The sequence below is a fragment of the Janthinobacterium sp. PC23-8 genome, assembly GCF_002250505.1.
In the GTDB taxonomy this organism is placed as follows: domain Bacteria; phylum Pseudomonadota; class Gammaproteobacteria; order Burkholderiales; family Burkholderiaceae_D; genus Janthinobacterium.
This window is the reverse complement of sequence record NZ_NJGY01000001.1, coordinates 3,077,802-3,097,911: the sequence shown is the minus strand read 5'-3', so window position 1 is coordinate 3,097,911 and position 20,110 is coordinate 3,077,802. Positions and strand designations below refer to the sequence as shown.

Genomic DNA, 20,110 nt, shown 5'->3' with positions numbered 1-20,110 from the left:
TTGCCACCTCTTTCCGTCATCGTCAGAACATCCACACGCTCACTGTAGCGAACTTGTGTTGTTCGTAAAACAAATTAAAAAGAGTTAGCAAAGCTGGAAAACGTATAAGGCCGCTGGTGCGTATGGCTTACTGCGCGCGCCGCCGTTCTTTCAGGACGAAGCGCCCTGGATCGACGGCCGCCACCAGCTGGCTCTCCAGCGGCGGCGGCTGGCCCTCCAGCTGGCAGGCCAGCAACTCGGCCGCCAGCGGCGCCCAGATCAGGCCGCGCGAGGCGTAGCCGAGCAAGCCGAACAGCCCAGGCCAGCGCGGCACGTCGCGCAACTGCTCGCAGCGGCGCGGCACGCCGGGGTCGGGCAAGGCGCCTACCAGCGGCATGCGGTCCGGCGCCATGCAGCGAAAGCCGGTGCGCCCGGCCAGCGGCGCGTCAAACGGCGGCACGCCGAGGATGGCGGCGGTTTTCTCGATATTATCCTGCTGGCTCGATGGCCGCAGGCTGGCATCGTCATCCTGCGCATCGTAGGTGGCGCCCACGCAGACGACGCCATCATGCGGCGGCGTCATGTAGGACTCGCGGCAGACGACAAACGGGTGCGTCGGCAGGCTGCCAGGATCGAGGTGCGTGACCTGGCCGCGCACCGCATACAAGGGCAGGCTGGCCGCCTGCGCGAAACGCACGGCGGTGGTGCCGGCGGCCAGGATCACGGTCGGCGCGGCAGCGATCACCACGCCATCGGCATCGACCACCTGCCATTCGTCATCGACGCGCGAGAGGGTCAGCGCGCTGCTGGAAAAACGCCGCGTCAATCGGGCGCCGCAGGCGGCCAGCATGGCGGCGCAGGCCGCCGATGGGCGCGCCCAGCCGCCCTGCGCAAACCACCAGGCGCCGTCCGGCGCGCTGGCACCCAGCATGGCCGTTGCTTCATCGGCTTCCAGCCAGCGCGCAAAGTCGGGCGGATAGTCGCCGCTGGCGGCGATGCGGCGCTGTACCTGCGCATGCGCGCTATCGCGCGCCAGATGCAGCACGCCGCAGCGCGCGCCGTCGAAAGCACTGCCGACGCCACCCAGGCCGGACCAGTAGCGCAGCGCGTACAGATAGGCGGCGCGCACCAGGCGCGTGGGGATATTGTCGTCGCTCGACAGCAAGGGCATGAAGATGCCGGCCAGGTTGCCCGAGGCCTCGCTGGCTGGCTGCGCATGGCGCTCGACCAGGGTCACCTGCCAGCCGCGCGCGGCCAGGCGTTCACAGGCGGCGCTGCCGGCCACGCCGGCGCCGATCACGATGGCGCGCCGATCAATCTCGTGCACGGCTTCGCCTGGTGCCTGGCGCGCATGGTAGACGGCGCGCAAGCGGCTGTCGTCGAACGCAAAGCCTTGCTGCCACAGCGCCAGGCGCTGGGCCTCGTCAAGCCGCACCGCCTGCAGGCACGCGCCATCGTTCATCAGCCGCGCCAGCACCGTCATCGATGGCGGCACCCATGCAAGGTGCACTTCATCGACGCGCGCCGACAGCTGCGCCAGGCTGGCGGCCGGCTCGCCGATCAGCAGGTCGAGCGTGACCTGGCCGTCGCCCGACACCATGCGGTGCAGGCCGCGCACCTGGGGCGGCCACTGCTCTCGCCATGGCGAGGGCAGCTGGCCGGCGTCGATGGGGCGCGGCGCGAGCGCAATATAATGCAGCCGCCTTGCGCCATGCCTGGTGCAGGCGGCCAGCAAACGCGCGCCGTCGAAATCGGTGTCGAGCACTACCAGCGCAGCCATCGACATCAAAGGCCCGTGCGGCAAAAGCAGGTCGGCGCATGGTCATCGACCATGCCGATGCCCTGCATGTAAGCGTAGATGATGGTCGAGCCGACGAACTTGAAGCCACGCTTGGCCAGGTCTTTCGACAGGCGGTCCGACAGTTCCGTCTTTGCCGGAAATTCACCGGGCTGGAAGTGGTTGACGATGGGCTGTCCATCGACATACGCCCACAGAAAACCGTCGAGTGTCTGCCCTTCTTCCAGCAGGCGCAGGTAGGCTTGGGCGTTGGTGATGGCCGCCGCCACCTTCAGGCGGTTGCGCACGATGCCGGGGTCCGCCAGCAAGGACGCCACCTTGTCCGGACCATAGGCGGCGATTTTTTGCGCATCCCAGCCATCAAAAGCGGTGCGGTAGGTGTCGCGCTTGTTGAGGATGGTCTCCCAGCTCAGGCCCGCCTGCGCGCCTTCCAGGTTCAGCATTTCGAACAGGGTGCGTTCGTCATGGCAGGGCACGCCCCATTCCGTGTCGTGGTAGGCCAGGTAGCGGGGATTGGCCGGATTGGCCCAGGAGCAGCGCGTGACAGTCATGGTGATTTTCTTCGCATGGAGACAGGTAGCCAGTATAGATTATCGGCCGCGCAGCAGTTGGCCCAGCACGCGCAAACCCATGTCGATGTCATCGGCGGGAATCGCCGCAAACCCCAGCAGCAATCCGGCCGGCGTGGCGCAGGCGGCGCCCGCGCCAGGGTCGGCATAGTGGCCGAGCGGACGCAGTTCGATGCCGCGTTCCAGGCCCGCGCGCGCAACCGATTCTTCATCGTGCTGGCCGCGAAAATAGGCGCACAGTTCCAGCCCGCTGTCGGCCGGGCCGCAATACAACTGGTCGTCGAGTTCGCGCGCCAGGCCGCGCAGCAGCACGTCGCGCCGTTCGGCGTTGCAGTCGCGCGTGCGGCGGATATGGCGGCCGAAATGACCCTCGGCGATAAAGTCGGCCAGCGCCATCTGCGGCACGATGGCCGTGTGGCGGTCGACCACCGCCTTGGCCTGCACCAGCGCTTCGGCCAGCGCCGGCGGCGCCACCATATAACCGAGCCGCAGCCCGGGAAACAGCACCTTCGACAAGGTGCCTGCATAGACCACGCAGCCGGCCCGGTCCAGGCCTTGCAAGGAGGCCAGCGGCGCGCCCGCATAGCGGTACTCGCTGTCGTAATCGTCTTCCACCACCCAGGCCCGGTTGCGCGCGGCCCAGTCCAGCAGGGCCAGGCGACGCGGCAAGCTCATGCTCACGCCCAGCGGCAGCTGGTGCGACGGCGTCACATAGGCCAGCTTCGCTTGCGGGCAGTGGGCCGCGCCATACGCCACGTCCAGCCCTTCGCCATCGACCGGCACCGGAAACACCTGCGCACCGCTGGCGCGCAAGGCGCCGCTGGCGCCACGGTAGCCGGGCGACTCCATCCAGGCTGCGTCGCCGGGCGCCAATAAAATGGTCGACAGCAGGAACAGCGCTTGCTGCGAACCCGAGGTGATGACGATCTGCTGCGGCGTGCAGCGCACCCCGCGCGAAGCCTGCAGGTACACGCACAGCAGCTCGCGCAGCGGCAGGAAGCCGGCCGGGTCGCCGTAGCCGAAGCGGTGGTCGGGCCGGCGCCAGCGCCGCGCTTCGAGCCGGTTCCACACATCGAACGGAAAATGGTCGATGCGCGGCATGCCGACCCGGAACGCGCGCGCCGCGCCACGGTGAAACGCCACCTGCGCCATGGCCGTCACCACGCCCTGTCCGCGCTTGGACAGGGGGCGCAGCAAGCCAGGCTGGGTTGGCGGCGCCAGCGCTACGGACGCAGGCACAGCAAGGCTGACAAACGTGCCCTTGCCCACCGCGCCATCGAGATAGCCTTCGGCCACCAGCAGCGCATAGGCATTGAGCACGGTCTGGCGCGACACGGACAGCAAGTCGCAAAAGGCGCGCGTGGGCGGCAGCTGCGCGCCGGGCGCCAGCGTGCCGTCGAGGATGGCCGCTTTCATGGCCGCATACAGCTGGCGAAACAGCGGCGTGGCCAGCGCGCGGTCCAGCGGCAAGGCGGCGATGATACGGGTGGTGTGCATGGCAGGAATTGGTAGTTTCAATTTAGTCGTTATTGGATATTTTAAATAACCAACAGCGTCACTACAATAACCGATTCCCATTTCTCCCGGAGACCCGCATGCAGCAATTTTTCGCCACCGTCGCCTGGCAGCGCGACGACCAGGATTTCGCCGGCCAGCGCTACAGCCGCGCCCACGCCTGGCAGTTTGACGGCGGCTTGAGCGTACCGGCATCGTCGTCGCCGCTGTCGGTGCCGCTGCCGATGTCGGTGGCGGCCAACGTCGATCCGGAAGAGGCGCTGGTGGCGGCCACCTCGAGCTGCCATATGCTGTTCTTTTTATCACTGGCAGCGCAGCGCGGCCATGTGATCGACGACTACCGCGACGAGGCCGTCGGTGAACTGAGCCGCAACGGCGACGGCAAGCTGGCCATGACGCGCATCGTGCTGCGCCCGCGCATCAGCTGGGCCGGTGAGGCGCCCACGCCCGGGGCGCTGGCCGCGCTGCACCATGACGCCCATGAACGCTGCTATATCGCCAGTTCGCTCAAGGCCGACGTGGTGGTGGAGGCGCGCTGATGTACACGCCGAAGCGCTTTCGCGAAGAACGCCTGGAAGTGCTGCATGGCCTGATGGCCGCCCATCCGCTGGGCGCGCTGGTGCGCATGACGCCGGACGGCTTGTGCGCCGACCACTTGCCGTTCGAGATCGCGCCAGCGACGCCAGGGGCGCCCTTCGGCACCCTGCGCGCCCATGTGGCGCGCGCCAACCCGCTGTGGCACGCCGTCGGCGCGGACACGCTGGTGATCTTCCAGGGGCCGCACGCCTATATCACGCCGGCCTGGTATGCGGAAAAACAGCACAGCGGCGAGGTAGTGCCGACCTTTGATTATGCGGTGGTGCACGCGCACGGCAAGCTGCGCGCCATCGACGACCCGGCCTGGCTGCTCGCTTGCCTGAACCGCCTCACCGACCGCCATGAAGCGGTGCAGGCGCAGCCGTGGCAGGTCGCCGACGCGCCGCCCGCGTATATCGACAAGCTGTTGAACGCCATCGTCGGCATCGAGCTTGTCATCACGCGGATGGAAGGCAAATGGAAAACCAGCCAGAACCGCAGCGCGCAGGATCAGGCGCGCGTGGCCAGTGAACTGTCGCGCAGCAGCATGCCGGGGCCGGCGCGCCAGATGGGCGAACTGATCGCGGCCTCTCTTACAGCAGCCAGCTGACGGCGGCAGAGAACGTCAAAAACGACAGCGCCGTCGACACCAGGATAATGCGCGCGATGCGCGCCGTGTTGGCGCCAAAACGCTCGGTCAGCAGCGTGACATTGCTGGCGCTGGGCAGGCAGGCCACCAGCACCATGCAGGTCAGGGCAAACGGCTCGAGCGGCGCGCCCAGCGCGATGGCGGCGTGGCCCGCGCCCCACACCAGCAGCGGGTGCAGCAGCAGTTTTTTCAGGGCCACTGGCACATACTCGCTCAACGGCGCCGGATCGCTCGTTTGCATCTGCGAACGGGCCAGCACGGCGCCGATGGTAAATAGCGCCACCGGCGAGGCGGCGTCGGCCAGCAGGCCCACGGTTTGCATGACGGGACGCGGCAAGCTCACACCCAGCCATGATGCCAGCGCGCCCAATACAATCGACCACGGCATCGGATTGCCGGCCATGCCTTTCAAGGCGTTGACGACGGCCGTGCGGCTGCCGTGCGCGCCGCCGCTGCCCACGCGCGACAGGGCGATGCACAGCGAACTGGTGATCAGCAGGTCGACCACGATGGTGACGATCAGCGGGCCGGACGAGCGCGGTCCCAGCAAGGTCAACAGCAGCGGCACGCCCATGAAACCGGTGTTCGGAAACGCCGCCACCAGCGCGCCGAAGGCGGAGTTGTTCCAGTCGATGCGGTGCGACAGCGTCATGGCCATGGTCACGCCCACCATCACCAGCGCGCACAGCAGATAGACGCCGAACACGCTGGCGTCGAGCAGTTGCGCAATCGGCGTGGCCGCGCCGAAGCGGTACAACATCGAGGGCAAGGCAAAATACAGCACGAAGCTGTTCAGGCCGGGAATCGCGGCCACGGGCAGCAGCGCGCGCCGCACCGCCAGGTAGCCGCACAGCACCAGCGCGAAAAAGGGAAAGGTGATGGCGAGGATGGTCAGCATGCCAGCCATTGTAGCGCCAGCTTGCTGGCCGCAAGAACAATCAGGCCAGGTGCCCTTCCGCCACCCAGCCCCGGTTGGCGGCCGGCGCCTTCGGTTTCGGTGCGATGCCGCTGCTCTTTTCCGCTTCCTCGATGATGCTGCGCATGCTGTCGCTGGCGGCCGGGCCGGGCGCGAACGCGTAGTATTCATCGTTGATGGGCAAACCCGTCATGGCGTCGACCAGCACCGGGTCGGCGGCCAGGCCGGTATCGCGGCTGGCGATGACGAGGCTGGCGCCTTCCGGCGCGAAGTTCTCATTGCCCCAGGCGATAAAGGCCAGCAGCACCGGCTTGAAGGCGCGGCCCGACTTGGTCAGCACATAGTCGTAGCGCGGCGGCTTGGCGCAGTACAGCCGGCGCGTCATCAGGCCCCCTTCCACCAGATCGGCCAGGCGCCGGGTCAGGATGGTCGGGGCGATCTTGAGGCTCTTTTCAAATTCGTCGAAGCGCGTCTTGCCATAAAACGCTTCGCGCAAGATGAGGATGCTCCACCATTCGCCGACCTTGCCCAGGCTGCGCGCGATCGGGCAGGGCAAATTATTGAAGTTGGTATGTTTCATGATCGTCTCCTTACATAGTTGCAAAGCAACAATAAAAGTCATTCAAGTTACTATCAAATTTCCAGTAAGTATTCCCCAATGCAGAGGCTTAAAAATGCGCAAAAAATCACTGCAGGAAGATACGGCGGGCCGTCATGTGGTGCTACTCAGAAATACACGGCAGCCATGATGGCCGACTTGCAGGTAGCGGGCGCAGGCGTGTTTTGCACCGGCACCTGGCCATGCATGGAAGTGGTATTGTTCGAACCATTCAGATCCGTGGCGGCATTGCCGGTCACAGGCAAGCAAGCGGTGATGAGGGACACGGTAACCGCAGCGGCGGCGACTGGAGAAAATGTAGCGCGCAACATCCTGCCTCCTCATGTTGATGCATCAATGAATGGCCCCTCTTGTGGAGGGACACGAGGATAGTCACGGTATTGCCGGCGTTTTTCGGGCACGCAAACCAGGACAACAAATTCAACTGCCGGCCGCCAGAATGCATGGGCCTGCAGCAGCTTTGCCTGCATGGCAAAGCAGATCTTTTTGTAAACGGCATTGCATTTAATCAATCTACGACCCGATTATTAGTCATCCTCGACATCGCTGCTTCTGCTTTCGGTGAAACATCTTTTGAATCATGAGAAAACCAGAAAATAATTCAAAAGCAGGGCATAATAAGCCACAACTTGCTTTTTGGTTAAGTCATCCATGCCATGCCCATGACCAGTGCAACCGGTAAGAAAAACATCCTGATCGTGGACGATTCCGCGTTCGAGCAGCGCATGCTGGCGGAGCTGTTGAGCGACGAGCCCTACCGTTTCAGCGTGGCCTACAATGGCTACCAGGGTTACCAGCTGGCGCTGGCGACGCGTCCTGATCTGATCCTGCTCGACGTGCGCATGCCCGAAATGGATGGCTATACGGCCTGCCGCCTGCTCAAGGCCAATCCGCAAACCGAAGCTATCCCCGTGATCTTTCTGAGCGGCGCGGACGCCGTCAATGAGCGCGTGATGGGCTTGCAGGTGGGCGGCGTCGACTACATCTCGAAACCGTTTACGCCAGCCGAACTGGCCGCGCGCATTCATGTCCACCTGGGCCTGATGCGGCGCACCGACCTCACCGCGCCAGCGCCCGTGCCGGAGAACGACAAGGCGCCCCAGCATCCCGACCTGGTGTTCGTCAACGCCGTCAGGCAGCTGATCCTCGACAATCTGGGCAGCCTGCCCAAGCTGTCCGAGATCGCCCGCAGCGTGGGCACCTACCGCGAAAAACTGACCCTGATGTTCCGCGAGCAGACCGGCATGACGGTGTTTGCCTTTATCCGCGAAGCGCGTATCGCACGCGCCATGAAGCTGCTGCGGCAGACCGAGATCGACGTGCAGGATATCGCCCTCTTGATCGGTTTTCACAACGCCGGCAATTTCGCCACCGCCTTTCGCGAACGCATGGGCGTCACCCCTACCGCCTATCGCCAGCGCCTGCTGGAGCAGCGCAACGGAGCGGCGCCGCACTGAGGGCCGCACTGAGCGCCGCAATCAGGGGGCGATGGCGGGGGTGGCGGCCGTGCGCCGCGCCTGCAAACGCCACCAGTACCACGACACCAGCGCATTGATCCAGTAGGCCGCATACAGCACGGCGGTCAGGTGCAGGCCGCGGCTGTAATACAGCGGCACGGCCACCGTATTGACCAGCAGCCAGAAGCCCCAGGTCTCGATGCGCCGGCTCATCAGCAGCAATTGCGCGATGATGCTGAACACCAGCACCGCCGAATCGATGAACGGCGCGTAGGCATTGGTAAAGGTATGCAGCAGCAGGCCGTACAGGGCAACGGCGGCCACGCCGGCCGGCACGATCCAGGCCAGGCTGCGCCAGCCCACGCGCGTGATCGGCAAGGGCTTGCCGGCCGCGCCGCGCCGCCACTGCACCCAGCCGATCACGCAGGTCACGATAAAGAACAGCTGCAGCAGCACGTCCGCATACAGGTTGACCTGGTAGAACAGCAAGGCAAACAGCGCGCTGCCGAGCATGCCGATCCACCAGGAATGGATGTTATTGCGTCCGGCCAGGAGGATGGACACGGTCATCAAGACATTGGCGGCGATTTCAAGCGGGGATGTCAAGCGGTCTTCCTTTGCGGTGAGGGGAGAAGCGGCGCTGCCACTATAGCCGATTTGCCGGGCTCTCCCTGCTCTTTCAGCCCTCCTCTTTCACCCTCCCCGACAGCAACTGGCGCAAGCGGTGCTTGCCGGCCCGGCGCGCCGCGCGCGGCGACATTTCGGACTGGTGCGCGCCGGCGCCGCCGCGCAGTTTGGCCGCCGCCACCAGCCGGTTGCGCGGCCTGGGGTTTTTCAGTTTGATTTTCATGGTGCTTCCTTTCAGCCCTTGATGCAGACGACCTGGCGCAGCGTATGCACCACTTCCACCAGGTCGCTCTGGTGAGCCATGCGAGCAAGGCGACTGCGCATTGCCTTTCCTGCTCACAAAAGCCGGCAAAGTATGATGGGCATACATGAGAACCTGGTATGCCAGGGCCTTGCCTGCCGGCGCGGTTGAAAAAAAACGCGCGTCAGAAAAACAAAACCCCGGCGAGTTTCCTCACCGGGGTTCGAAGGAACGCCGGCTCGGGATCGATGACCCCGAGCAGCATGCACGGGGCTAGTGATTGTTCAAATTGTTGCTAGCCTGGTGGTGCATGCTGTTTCCTTTCATTGCAGGGTGGATGAACTGACCGAGCCACAATTGTGCGCCACGGCCGACAGCCCTGTCAACCGGGGGCATGATAAAACGGCTATCTGTTGTAAAAAACATGATCTTGCTGCACTTTCATTGTTAACTGTGGGACCGGGCCGGAGCAGCCACGACTATCGAAAAAAACATCAATACATCTATTCATTCATCCGCAAAAAAATGGCAAACAAAGATCATCGCGAGGAACTTGTTCATCTGCTGGCGCAAAGACCGGCAACTGCGCCAGCACTCGCCGCAGCCCTGGACATCAGCCAACCGACCTTTTCCCGCTTGTGGAGAACGATCACGGACGGCGTCGCACTGGGTGCCGGCATGGCCAGTCAATTCTGGACCGACGTGCTGAACGACGAGCGTATTTCAAGCAGGTTCAAGATTGACGTCGCCCGCCCTCACCTGGCGGCGGTGCAGGCCTTGCGATCGGCTAGCGGATGGTGCCGGGCACTTGCGCAGCCTGCCCGGCCTCGCCGCCCTTGGCCTTGACCTCGGCTTTTTCCCTGGCGATGCGCGCATCGAGCTTGACTTCATTTTTGGCCGCGTAATTGCGGCACGCCTGTGGATCGACAAACGGATTCGGTGACACGCCCATCACCAGCTGCGCGAGCTTCTGGTCGGCGCCCGAATGATCGGGGTGGGCGGAAATGAGGATGTCGCAGGGCAGGCGCGCGAAGTCCTGCATCACGCGGCGAAACTTGGGCGTCAGGTCGCCATGGCGCTGGTCGCCCAGGTAATGAAAATCGTCGGCCGCCACCGGCGTCAGGCTGGCGCCGAAGACCACATTCAGGCAGTCGCTGCGCGCCGCATCCTCGCACGAGACCCAGGTCCAGCTGGTGCTGCCCGGCGTATGGCCGGGCGTATGGCGCGCCGTCACGGTGAGTTCTCCAAGCTGCAAGGTCTCGCCATCGGCGACTTCGCGCACCCTGGCCACCGCCGGCATGGGGTCAATTTCGCCGGCCTGCGGATCCTCGTCCAGCACCCGGCCCGCGCGCAAGGCCTGCGCACCCAGGGCACTGGCAAGCACCTGCGCGCCGCTGTCGCGCGCCAATGCGGCGATGCCGCCCGAATGATCGAAATGCGCTTCCGTGTTCAGGATGAACTTGATGTCCTCGACACGAAAACCGAGTTCTTCGATATGCTCCCTGATGGCCACCACCGATTGCGGCAGCGCGCCGTCGATCAGGATCAGGCCTTCCCCCGTATGGATCAGGACCACGCTCAGGCCACCGACGCCGACGTAATACGTGTCGCCATGGATGCGTACCGGTTGCTGCGGGCGGTTCCATTGCTCGGCATACGGCGAGGCGATGGGCCGGGTCAGGGGATCGTCGGCGACCTGCGCCAAGGCAGACCATGACAGCGGCAGCATGGCCAGCGCGGCGAGCAACTTGGGAAAGGCGAAAGACGGCATGCGGCTCCATTCAGGAATATTTTTTCAGGAAACACAGAGTACCGTCGCCATCGCATGCCGGTCAAGCTTGCGTTAGGATGGATGCTTGTCCACTGCCGCGCGCCTTGCGCCTGCCTGCCATGCGTCTGCTGATTTTATCCGACCTGCACCTGGAAATGTGGCGCGAGCACGCGCCCGCCATCGACCTGTCCGGCCGCCCCGACGCGGTGATCCTGGCCGGCGATATCGACACCGGCAGCAATGCGGTTGCCTGGGCCGCGCGCACCTTTGGCGCGCTGCCGGTGCTGTACGTGCATGGCAATCACGAGGGCTATGGCCACCAGCTCGATCAGATGCAGATGGCCGTGCGCGCGGCCTGCGCCAGCGCCAATGCGCAGGGCGCCAATATCCGTCTGCTCGACGGCGATGCGGTGGAGTTGAACGGCGTGCGCTTTCTGGGCGCCACCTTGTGGACAGATTTTCTGCTGTTCGGCGAGGAGCGCCGCGAGGAGGCCTTGAACGCGGCACAAGCGTATATGCCCGACTACCAGCGCATCAGCACCGGCGGCATTGACGCCCGCCTGCTGTGCGCGCAGGACACGGCCGCCCTGCATGCGCGGCACAGGGCCTGGCTGTCGACACAGCTGGCACAGAGCTTCGATGGCAGGACAGTCGTGATCACGCATATGGCGCCGTCGATACGGTCGGTGGAAGAGCGCTACGCCACCAATCTCGGCTCGCCGGCGTTTGCTTCGCGGCTCGACGCGCTGGTGGCGCAGGCGGACCTGTGGGTGCATGGCCATATGCATGCGTCGCTCGACTACCGCATCGAGGCTTGCCGCGTCGTCTGCAACCCGTGTGGCTACCCGCGGCCCGACGGCATGCCGGAAAATGAACAGTTCAATCCCGGCTATACCATCGAGCTCACCGCAAGGATCAGCCCAGCAGCTTGAGCAGCGCCTCGGCCGCCGCTTCCGACGATGCCGGATTCTGGCCCGTGACCAGCAGGCCATCGGTGATGGCGTACGGCTGCCAGTCGCCCAGCTTCGAGTAGTCGCCGCCGTTTGCCTTGAGCATATCCTCGACCAGGAAAGGCACGATGTTGGTCAGGCCCACCGCGTCTTCCTCGGTATTGGTAAAGCCGGTGACGCGCTTGCCGCTGACCAGCGGCTTGCCATCGGCACCTTTCACATGGCGCAGCACGCCGGGCGCGTGGCAGACGGCGGCGACCGGCTTGCCGGCGGCGATCATCTGCTCGATCAGCGCGATCGAGTGCCGGTCTTCGGCCAGGTCCCACAGCGGACCGTGGCCACCGGGGTAGAACACGGCATCGAAGTCGGCCGCTTTCACGTCGGCCAGCTTGCCGGTATGGGCCAGTACGGCTTGCGCTGCGGCGTCGGCCTTGAAGCGGCGCGTGGCGTCCGTTTGCGAGTCGGCTTCATCGCTTTTCGGGTCCAGCGGCGGCTGGCCGCCCAGCGGCGAGACCAGTGTCAGCGTGGCGCCCGCTTCTTGCAAGGCATAGTAAGGGGCGGCGAATTCTTCCAGCCAGAAGCCGGTTTTCTTGCCCGTGTCGCCCAGTTTGTCGTGCGAGGTCAATACCATCAGGATGTTCATATTGTTTCCTTTTCAGTGAGTTTTCAATCGGGATTACAGTGCCGCTTCGAGGATGCGGCGGCTGCGCGCGAGGTCGATATCGCGGTGTTCGCCCAGTGCGGTCATGCCGTGTGCCGCCAGTTGCTTCAATACCGCTTCCACCGCTTCCTGCCCCAATGCATAGGCGGACAAACGGGTCGGAATGCCGAGTCCCTCGAAGAAGGCGCGGGTGTGGGCGATGGCGGCGGTTATGCGTTCATCGTCGCTGCCGCCGGTGATGTTCCAGACACGCTCGCCATACTGTAGCAATTTGCCGCGTTTCTGCTCGCGCTGTACATCCAGCAGTGCGGGCAGCACCAGCGCCAGGGTGCGCGCATGGTCGATGTCGTACAGCGCCGTCAGTTCATGGCCGATCATGTGGGTGGCCCAGTCCTGCGGCACACCGGCGCCGATCAGGCCATTCAAGGCCAGGGTGGCGGTCCACATCAGGTTGGCGCGCGTTTCATAGTCGTCGGGCGAGGCGACCGCCTGCGGCGCGATCTCGACCAGGGTTTGCAGCAGGCCTTCGGCGAAGCGGTCCTGCACCCGCGCCTGTACCGGATAGGTCAGATACTGCTCCGTGGTGTGGACAAAAGCGTCGACCAGTCCATTGGCGACCTGTTTGGCCGGCAAGGTAAAGGTCTTGCCCGGATCGAGCACGGAAAACTGCGGATACAGCAGCGGGCTGCGGAAACTCAGTTTGTCATGCGTGGCTTTTTTCGTCACCACGCCGCCGCTGTTCATTTCCGAACCGGTGGCCGGCAAGGTCAGCACCGCGCCGAACGGCAAGGCCCGGGCGATATTGGCGCCGCCGCGTTCGGCAATTTCCCAGGGCTCGCCGTCATACAGGGCGGCGGCGGCGACGAACTTGGCGCCGTCGATCACCGAGCCGCCGCCGACGGCCAGCAGGAAGTCCAGCTTTTCGCTGCGCACCTGCGCCACGGCGCGCATCAGGGTTTCATAGCTGGGATTCGGTTCGATGCCGCCAAACTCCTGCACGCTGCGCTGGCCCAGCGCCAGCGCCGCCCGTACTTCGGCCAGGGTGCCGGTCTTTTCGGCGCTGGCGCCGCCATACAGGATCAGCACGCGCGCGTCGTGCGGCACCAGGGTCGACAGTTTGGTGACGGTATCGGCACCGAAGACGATTTTGGTGGGGTTATGGAATTCAAAATTCTTCATAATGTCACTCCTTTTATTATTAGACTGGTCGTCTAAAGCTGAATTCAAAAAAGGCGGATGCGATGCACCCGCTTGCACTATTCAGATCACGCTTTGCGGCGGCAGCTCCAGCATGCCCAGGGTGGCCTGCCAGGCTGCCCGCAAGGCGCTGTCGTCGCGCCGCAGCTTGGTCAGCATGGCCGCCCCCAGCCACAGCTGGTACAAGGTCGAGGCCATGTGCGCCGGGTCCGCTACCTTTGGCAGGGAGTCGTCCACCCTGCCCTGCGCGATGGCCAGCGCCAGCCTGGCGATAATGCGGTTGGTGCCGTCCAGCAAGGTCATGCGCATCGGTTCGGACATGTCCGCCACCTCGCTGCCGAGCTTGACCACCAGACAGCGGCAATCACAAGCACTGCCGTCCAGGCTGGCACTGGTCCAGCTGGCCCAGTAAGCCATCAGCGACTGCGCCGCGCTTTGGCCAGGCTGGCTCAGCACCGCTTCCATTTCGGCCAGGTAGCCCTGCACATAGTCAGCCAGCATCGCCTCGCCAAACAACTCCTTGGACTTGAAGTAATGGTAGAACGAGCCCTTCGGCACGGCAGCGGCGGCCAGGATCTCGTTCAGGCCCACGCCGGCAAAGCCCTTGCGCGTGATGATGGCCTTGCCCTGGTCAAGGATGTGCTGGCGGACGTCGAGGTATTCGGCTTTCATGAAACAGAGTATAGCACGATTAGACCAGTCGTCTACAGCTTGACAGCACTTCCTGCCATAGCGCGGCGACATCAGCTTCAGTGCGCCTGCAGCACTTTCAGGCGTTCGCCGGCATGGCCATTGCCGGCGTCGAGCGCCAGCGAGCGCGTGTAGTTGGCGATGGCGCCCGGCTTGTCGCCCGCCTGTTCGAGGATTTCGGCCAGGCTGTCGTAGGCATTCGCGCTGTCAGGATGCAGGCTGATATTCAGACGCAGGATGGCCAGGGCCTGTGGCAACTGCTCCTGGGTGCTCAATTTGTAGCCCCAGACATTGAGCGCCTCTTCATCAGGCAAGGCCGCCGCATCGCGCGCATGCAATTCGTCCCATGCCTTGGGCGCCTGTTCGAAGCCGCGCTGCAACAACATTTTACGCAGGGGCAGCACTGCCTCTGGCAAGCCGAAGCCTGTCGACGGATGCATCGCCGGCACATAGAAGCCGGCGATTTCGTCAATAAACAGTTCCGGATTGACGCCCTGAAGATTGGTCAGCACCACCACCGACAGGTCATCGTCGGGATACACGAAAAAGGCCGAACGCATGCCACCGACAGGCCCAGCGGCGCGGTGCGCGCTACGCACCGTCACGGGCCAGCCCAGCGCCGAGCCGTTGAGCAAGTCGTTCGGACCTTGCGTCTTGCCATTATTGAGTACGTACGGGCTCCACATGGCTTGCAGGCTGGCCTTGTGCTTCAACAGCGTTCCGTTTTGCAGGGCGAGCAACCATTGCGCGATATCGCCAGCGTTGGAGACGATGCCGGCGGCGGTGCGGAAGTAGCCGGGAAAGGTCACGTACGCAGTCGAGAGGTGCTTGCCGGTGAGCCATTTGCCGCCCTCGTTATGCAAATAGCTGTACGCACCCGCCGAATGAGGAATCACGTCGGAGGAATCGCCGAAACGCGTATGCGTCAGCCCGGCAGGCTTGAACTGCCGGTTTTCCACGAAGTGCACGAAGGTCTCGCCGGTGAGCTTTTCAATGATCTTGCCGATGATGACATATCCGGTCTGGTTATAGCGGTAGCGCTCTCCCGGCGTGAATTCGAACGGCAAGGCCTTGACCCTGCTCCAGCTCAGCGCCTCGTCGTCGCCACCGAGCAGGTTTTCCTTTTCATCGATAATGTTGGGCAGGCCGGACGTGTGCGTCATCAACTGGCGTATCGTCAACCCGCGCCAGGATGGCGGCAAGTCGTCCAGATACAGCGAGATAGGATCGTCGAGCTTGAGCTTGCCCGCCTCCACCAGTTGCATGACAGCCACGCCCGTAAACGCCTTGGTGCAGGAATTGATCGAAAAAATGCTGTCGTTAGTGGCCGGCACGCCGTTTTCCACGTTGGCGATACCGGCAGCGGCCAGCTCGACGACCTTGCCACGCTGGATGACAGCCACTTGTAGCGCAGGAATTTTCTGCTGAACCATCTTCTGCCTGAGGAAGGCCATCACGTCTTCGGACGTGCCTGCTGCGCCTTGCGCCCAGACGGGCAAGGCCAGGCACAAGCCACTGATCAATGCTGCCACTTTCATCTTGCATCCGTTCGGCTGGTCGGGCGCCAGGGTCGCGGAAACAAACCTGAAACACCTCGACAATCAGACTACCGGATTACGCTGGTTTGCGAAACAAAAAGATCTGCGGCGGCCATGCAAACATGCTGACAACGCGGCTGCGCCAGGTACAACCGATTAAAGTTCGCGTCCGCGCCCATGCACCAGGATAGATTCATCGATCTGGTCGATCGCCGTCACGCCGGTCAGCGTCATGGCCACCCGCATTTCGCGGGCGAAAATGTCGAGCAGGTTTTCCACGCCATGCCGCCCGTCGGCCGCCAGCGCATAGACGGACGAGCGCCCCAGCAGGACGCCGCGGGCGCCCAGCGCCAGCATGCGCACCACATCGAGGCCCGAACGCACGCCCGAATCGGCCAGCACCGTCAGGTCGCTGCCGACCGCCTGCGCAATGGCCGGCAGCGCGTGGGCGGTGGACGGCACGCCGTCGAGCTGGCGCCCGCCATGGTTGGACACGACGATGCCGTCGGCGCCGAAACTGACCGCATCTCTGGCATCCTGCGCGTCGAGAATACCCTTGATGATCATCGGGCCTTTCCAGAACTCGCGTATCCATTCCAGGTCGCTCCAGCTGATCGACGGATCAAAGTTGTTCGCCAGCCAGCCGATGTAGTCTTCCAGGACAATCGCCTTGCCCAGGTATTTGGAGATATTGCCCAGGTCGTGGGGACGTCCCATCAGGCCGACATCGAATGCCCAGGCCGGCTTCGTCATCGCCTGCAGCATGCGGCGCTGTGTGCCCCACGGCCCGGACATGCCCGAATGTGCATCGCGATAGCGCGCCCCCGGCGTCGGCATATCGACCGTAAACACCAGGTTGGTGATACCGGCGGCCTGCGCCCGTTCCAGCGCATTGCGCATGAAACCGCGATCTTTCAGCACATACAGCTGAAACCAGATCGGCGCGCTGCTTTGTGAGGCCACCTCCTCGATCGGGCACACCGAGACGGTCGACAGGCAATACGGTACGCCCCTGCTGGCAGCCGCCTGGGCCGCCTGGACTTCGCCGCGGCGCGCATACATGCCCGTCAGGCCCACCGGACTCAGAATCACCGGCATGGCCAGCTTCTGGCCGAACAATGTCGTTTCCAGGCTCAGCTGGCCGACATTTTTCAATATCCGCTGGCGCAGGCTGACCGACGCCAGGTCGGCGCAGTTGGCCGCCAGCGTATGCTCGGCGTAGGCACCGCCGTCGATATAGTCGAACAGGAATCGCGGCAGCTTGCGGCGAGCCGCTTCGCGGTAGTCGAGGGCGGAAGAGATGATCATGACAGGCAGCCAGCGTCGGCGAGGTGTTGGGAGATAAGCAGCATAAGCTGGCCTTTGCTATGATGCAAACAACTTATTTTTCTTGCATCCAGTCGCAAATGGAATACTGATGAATCTACGAACGCTGCGTATCTTTGTCGAAGTGGTACGCCAGGGCGGTTTTTCCCAAGCGGCGGCATCGGTGTCGCTGACCCAGTCTGCCGTCAGCAAGGCCGTCAGGACGCTGGAAGACGAACTGGGCCTGCCATTGCTGAACCGCCTCGGCCACCGCATCGAACTGACGCCCGCCGGAGAAATCGCCTACCGCCGCGCGCAAACGATGCTGGCCGAACGCCAGGATTTACTGGTCGAACTCGATGAACTGAAGGGCTTGCAACGGGGCGTGCTGAGGATCGGCATTCCGCCGGTCGGCAGCGGCGTCGTGTTCGCCGCCATGTTTGCCGCTTACCGCAGCCGCTATCCGGACATCGAGATCGCCTTGCTGGAACACGGCGGCCAAAAACTCAACCAGTGCCTGCACGACGGCGAGATCGATGTGGCGGCCATCCTGGCACCCGTGCATGCCGACTTTGATTTCCAGGAAGTGCGAATCGAGCCGCTGGTGGCGCTGATGTCGGCCAGCCATCCGCTGGCAGGCAGCGCGCGCGTCGACTTCACGCAACTGGCCAGCACCCCCTTCATTCTGTTCGAAGGCGGCTTTGCGCTCAACCGCATCATTCTCGACGCCTGCGCGCGCAAAGGCGTGCAGCCGAAGATCACCGCGCGCAGCGCCCAGATCGACTTTATCGTCGACCTGGTGGCGGCGGGATTGGGGGTGGCCTTCTTCCCGCGCATGCTGGCGGAAAAATACACGCATGCCGGCATCTGGCGCGCGCCGCTCGACGAACCGCACACCGACTGGCACATGACCCTGGCCTGGCGGCGCCATGCCTATTTGCCGCCGGCGGCACGGGCCTGGCTGGAACTGGCCGCGCAGATGCAGCAATAGCACCAGCCAGTCACTACTCAGGCAAACTGCTTGAAGTCGGGCTTGCGTTTTTCGAAGAACGCCGTAAACGCTTCCTTCGCTTCCGGTGCGCCCAGCATGGCGCCAAACAGCGCGTTTTCGTCGGCGATCGCGGCCTTGATCGGCTCCATGCGGCTTTGCTTCATCAGGCGCTTGGTGGCGCGGATCGAGGCGGCTGGCAGGGCCACCAGCTTGGCCGCCTGGGCCTGCGCGAACGGGATCAGTTCGTACAGCGGCAGCACTTTCGACACCAGCCCCATTTCCAGCGCTTCCTGGGCCGGGAACGCTTCGCCCAGCATCAGTTTTTCGGCTGCGCGCGGATAGCCGGCCAGTTGCGTGAGCAGCAGGCTGGAGGCGAATTCCGGGCACAGGCCCAGCTGGGTGAACGGCATCGAGAAGCTGGCGTTGTCGGCCGCGTAGACCAGGTCGCAGTGCATCAGCATGGTGGTGCCGATGCCGATGGCCGGGCCGGAGACGGCAGCGACCACCGGTTTGCTGCAGCCATACAAGGCACGCATGAACTGGAATACCGGGCGGTCAACGTCGACCGAGAAGTCCTTCGGACGCGCCGTCTTCATGAAATCTTCAAGGTCATTACCGGCCGTGAAAATCTCGCGCTTGCCGCACAAGACAATGGCGCGCACGTCGGTGTCGGTTTCGGCCGCCACCAGCGCGTCGGCCAGGGTCTGGTACATGGCGCCCGTGATCGCGTTCTTGCGTTCCAGGCGGTTGAATTCCAGCGTCAATATGCCATCGCTCTTGCTGCACAAAATATCCATGGTGTCTCCAAAAAAGTAAGGGCGCCGGGGAGGTTCCGCAGCGCCCTGTTGCTTCAGCCCGTCAAACTTATACGCGCTCGAAAATCCCGGCGGCGCCCATGCCGGCGCCCACGCACATCGTCACCATGCCGTACTTCTGCCGGGTGCGCTGCAGCGCGTGGATCACGGTGGCGGCGCGGATGGCGCCGGTCGCGCCCAGCGGGTGACCGAGGGCAATTGCGCCGCCCATCGGATTCACTTTCGACGGGTCCAGGCCCAGGTCGCCGATCACGGCCAGCGCCTGCGCGGCGAACGCTTCGTTCAGCTCGATCCAGTCCAGCTGGTCCTGCGTGATGCCGGCGGCGGCGCAGGCGGCGGGAATGGCGAACTTCGGTCCGATGCCCATGATTTCCGGCGGCACGCCGCGCACGGCGAACGACGAGAATTTGGCCAGCGGCGTCAGGTTATGCTCGCGCAGGATTTTTTCGCTGACGATCAGCAGCGCACCGGCGCCGTCCGACATCTGCGAGCTGTTGGCGGCCGTTACGCTGCCCTTGGCGGCAAACACCGGTTTCAGTTTTGCCAGGGATTCCATGGTCGAATCGGCACGTGCGCCTTCGTCGGTGTCGACCGTGCGGCGCGATACATCAACCTGGCCGGTGGCCAGGTTCGGCGTGCGCGTGATGATCTCGACCGGCGTGGTTTCGGCCTTGAAGAAACCGGCTTGCTGGGCGGCGATGGCGCGGCGGTGCGATTCGACCGAGAACGCGTCCTGCTGCTCGCGCGTCACCTTCCATTGCTGCGCCACTTTTTCGGCCGTCAGGCCCATGCCGTAGGCCATGCCGATATTTTCGTCGCTGAACATGTCCAGGTTCATCGATGGGTGATGGCCCATCATCGGCACCATCGACATCGATTCGATGCCGCCGGCGATCATCACCTCGGCTTCGCCGACGCGGATGCGGTCGGCCGCCATGGCGATGGCCGTGATGCCCGAGGCGCAATAGCGGTTGACGGTCACGCCGCCCACGGTTTTCGGCAGGCCGGCCAGCAGCACCGACTGGCGGGCGATATTGAAGCCCTGCTCGGCTTCCGGGAACGAGCAGCCGATAATGGCGTCGGTGATCAATGCCGGATCGAGGCCAGGCGCTTGCGCCAGGGCCGATTGCAGCACGCGCAGCAGCAGGTCGTCGGGACGGGTATTTTTGAACATGCCGCGCGGCGCCTTGCCGATCGGCGTGCGGGTGGCGGAGACGATATAGGCGTCTTGAAGTTGTTTGCTCAT

General features: G+C 64.0%; 23 protein-coding genes. 7 read left to right on the top strand and 16 right to left on the bottom strand.

The genetic code is table 11. The annotated features are described in order from the left end of the window. Nucleotides 1-127 precede the first annotated feature (127 nt). From mnmC to CD932_RS13315, 3 genes are read right to left on the bottom strand one after another with little or no spacing between them, the layout of a single operon-like run. Nucleotides 128-1,759, bottom strand: a complete 1,632-nt coding sequence (mnmC, locus tag CD932_RS13325) for an FAD-dependent 5-carboxymethylaminomethyl-2-thiouridine(34) oxidoreductase MnmC (RefSeq protein ID WP_094443630.1) — start codon at nucleotides 1,757-1,759, stop codon at nucleotides 128-130. A gap of 5 nt (nucleotides 1,760-1,764) precedes the next feature. Beyond that, nucleotides 1,765-2,328 carry a DNA-3-methyladenine glycosylase I gene (locus CD932_RS13320; protein WP_094443046.1) on the bottom strand — a complete coding sequence of 188 codons (564 nt, stop codon included), beginning with the start codon at nucleotides 2,326-2,328 and terminating at the stop codon, nucleotides 1,765-1,767. Nucleotides 2,329-2,367: 39 nt separating this feature from the next. Further along, nucleotides 2,368-3,843 carry a PLP-dependent aminotransferase family protein gene (locus CD932_RS13315; protein WP_094443045.1) on the bottom strand — a complete coding sequence of 492 codons (1,476 nt, stop codon included), beginning with the start codon at nucleotides 3,841-3,843 and terminating at the stop codon, nucleotides 2,368-2,370. Between the two features lie 98 nt (nucleotides 3,844-3,941). Between CD932_RS13315 and CD932_RS13310 the strand changes: the two genes are divergently transcribed. Beyond that, nucleotides 3,942-4,400: an OsmC family protein gene (locus tag CD932_RS13310; protein WP_094443044.1), complete on the top strand. Its 459-nt coding sequence runs from the start codon at nucleotides 3,942-3,944 to the stop codon at nucleotides 4,398-4,400. Next, nucleotides 4,400-5,047: an FMN-binding negative transcriptional regulator gene (locus CD932_RS13305; protein WP_094443043.1), complete on the top strand. Its 648-nt coding sequence runs from the start codon at nucleotides 4,400-4,402 to the stop codon at nucleotides 5,045-5,047. The genes CD932_RS13310 and CD932_RS13305 overlap by 1 nt, the downstream gene beginning before the upstream one ends. Here CD932_RS13305 and CD932_RS13300 read toward each other — a convergent pair. The 3 genes from CD932_RS13300 to CD932_RS28225 all read right to left on the bottom strand — a co-directional run bounded on the left by CD932_RS13300 (nucleotide 5,031) and on the right by CD932_RS28225 (nucleotide 6,932). Beyond that, the gene (locus tag CD932_RS13300; protein ID WP_094443629.1) at nucleotides 5,031-5,984 is read right to left on the bottom strand and encodes an AEC family transporter; all 954 of its coding nucleotides are present in this window, start codon (nucleotides 5,982-5,984) and stop codon (nucleotides 5,031-5,033) included. The two genes, CD932_RS13305 and CD932_RS13300, sit on opposite strands and share 17 nt — an antisense overlap. A gap of 40 nt (nucleotides 5,985-6,024) precedes the next feature. Next, a complete protein-coding gene (locus CD932_RS13295) occupies nucleotides 6,025-6,582 on the bottom strand; it encodes a helix-turn-helix domain-containing protein (protein WP_094443042.1) in 558 nt (185 codons plus the stop codon). Between the two features lie 146 nt (nucleotides 6,583-6,728). Then, a complete protein-coding gene (locus CD932_RS28225; protein ID WP_141213240.1) occupies nucleotides 6,729-6,932 on the bottom strand; it encodes a hypothetical protein in 204 nt (67 codons plus the stop codon). A 69-nt stretch (nucleotides 6,933-7,001) separates the two neighbouring features. Here CD932_RS28225 and CD932_RS28220 point away from each other — a divergent pair, with 69 nt between their 5' ends. Beyond that, on the top strand, nucleotides 7,002-7,205 hold the full coding sequence (locus tag CD932_RS28220) for a hypothetical protein (RefSeq protein WP_141213239.1): 204 nt from the start codon (nucleotides 7,002-7,004) through the stop codon (nucleotides 7,203-7,205). Nucleotides 7,206-7,277: 72 nt separating this feature from the next. Further along, nucleotides 7,278-8,078 (top strand): response regulator, encoded by an 801-nt coding sequence (locus CD932_RS13290; protein ID WP_094443041.1) that lies wholly within the window; start codon nucleotides 7,278-7,280, stop codon nucleotides 8,076-8,078. Nucleotides 8,079-8,099: 21 nt separating this feature from the next. Here CD932_RS13290 and pnuC read toward each other — a convergent pair whose 3' ends face one another. Further along, nucleotides 8,100-8,684 carry a nicotinamide riboside transporter PnuC gene (gene pnuC / locus CD932_RS13285; protein WP_094443040.1) on the bottom strand — a complete coding sequence of 195 codons (585 nt, stop codon included), beginning with the start codon at nucleotides 8,682-8,684 and terminating at the stop codon, nucleotides 8,100-8,102. A 73-nt stretch (nucleotides 8,685-8,757) separates the two neighbouring features. Beyond that, nucleotides 8,758-8,928 (bottom strand): hypothetical protein, encoded by a 171-nt coding sequence (locus CD932_RS28820; RefSeq protein WP_176460946.1) that lies wholly within the window; start codon nucleotides 8,926-8,928, stop codon nucleotides 8,758-8,760. A 294-nt stretch (nucleotides 8,929-9,222) separates the two neighbouring features. Here CD932_RS28820 and CD932_RS28210 point away from each other — a divergent pair, with 294 nt between their 5' ends. Then, complete coding sequence (locus CD932_RS28210; protein WP_141213238.1) at nucleotides 9,223-9,792, top strand: hypothetical protein; 570 nt, start codon at nucleotides 9,223-9,225, stop codon at nucleotides 9,790-9,792. Here CD932_RS28210 and bla read toward each other — a convergent pair. After that, on the bottom strand, nucleotides 9,734-10,717 hold the full coding sequence (bla, locus tag CD932_RS13280) for a subclass B3 metallo-beta-lactamase (RefSeq protein WP_094443039.1): 984 nt from the start codon (nucleotides 10,715-10,717) through the stop codon (nucleotides 9,734-9,736). The genes CD932_RS28210 and bla overlap by 59 nt on opposite strands. Before the next feature lie 77 nt (nucleotides 10,718-10,794). On the opposite strand from bla, the gene CD932_RS13275 reads away from it, so the two are divergent. Beyond that, on the top strand, nucleotides 10,795-11,649 hold the full coding sequence (locus tag CD932_RS13275; RefSeq protein WP_254926570.1) for a metallophosphoesterase family protein: 855 nt from the start codon (nucleotides 10,795-10,797) through the stop codon (nucleotides 11,647-11,649). Here the strand turns inward: CD932_RS13275 and CD932_RS13270 are convergent. From CD932_RS13270 to lldD, 5 genes are all read right to left on the bottom strand, one after another. Further along, complete coding sequence (locus CD932_RS13270; protein WP_094443038.1) at nucleotides 11,633-12,310, bottom strand: type 1 glutamine amidotransferase domain-containing protein; 678 nt, start codon at nucleotides 12,308-12,310, stop codon at nucleotides 11,633-11,635. The genes CD932_RS13275 and CD932_RS13270 overlap by 17 nt on opposite strands. A gap of 33 nt (nucleotides 12,311-12,343) precedes the next feature. Continuing rightward, nucleotides 12,344-13,507 carry an iron-containing alcohol dehydrogenase gene (locus CD932_RS13265; RefSeq protein WP_094443037.1) on the bottom strand — a complete coding sequence of 388 codons (1,164 nt, stop codon included), beginning with the start codon at nucleotides 13,505-13,507 and terminating at the stop codon, nucleotides 12,344-12,346. Between the two features lie 81 nt (nucleotides 13,508-13,588). After that, entirely contained in the window at nucleotides 13,589-14,197 is a 609-nt protein-coding gene (locus CD932_RS13260; protein WP_094443036.1) for a TetR/AcrR family transcriptional regulator, read from the bottom strand. Between the two features lie 77 nt (nucleotides 14,198-14,274). Further along, complete coding sequence (locus CD932_RS13255) at nucleotides 14,275-15,753, bottom strand: serine hydrolase domain-containing protein (protein WP_094443035.1); 1,479 nt, start codon at nucleotides 15,751-15,753, stop codon at nucleotides 14,275-14,277. 156 nt (nucleotides 15,754-15,909) lie between these two features. Next, nucleotides 15,910-17,061 (bottom strand): FMN-dependent L-lactate dehydrogenase LldD, encoded by a 1,152-nt coding sequence (lldD, locus tag CD932_RS13250; RefSeq protein WP_094443034.1) that lies wholly within the window; start codon nucleotides 17,059-17,061, stop codon nucleotides 15,910-15,912. Nucleotides 17,062-17,170: 109 nt separating this feature from the next. On the opposite strand from lldD, the gene CD932_RS13245 reads away from it, so the two are divergent. After that, nucleotides 17,171-18,049, top strand: coding sequence for a LysR family transcriptional regulator (locus CD932_RS13245; protein ID WP_094443033.1), 879 nt, complete (start codon nucleotides 17,171-17,173; stop codon nucleotides 18,047-18,049). Between the two features lie 17 nt (nucleotides 18,050-18,066). Here CD932_RS13245 and CD932_RS13240 read toward each other — a convergent pair whose 3' ends face one another. Further along, nucleotides 18,067-18,846, bottom strand: a complete 780-nt coding sequence (locus CD932_RS13240; protein WP_094443032.1) for an enoyl-CoA hydratase — start codon at nucleotides 18,844-18,846, stop codon at nucleotides 18,067-18,069. A 67-nt stretch (nucleotides 18,847-18,913) separates the two neighbouring features. Then, nucleotides 18,914-20,110: an acetyl-CoA C-acyltransferase gene (locus CD932_RS13235; RefSeq protein WP_094443031.1), complete on the bottom strand. Its 1,197-nt coding sequence runs from the start codon at nucleotides 20,108-20,110 to the stop codon at nucleotides 18,914-18,916.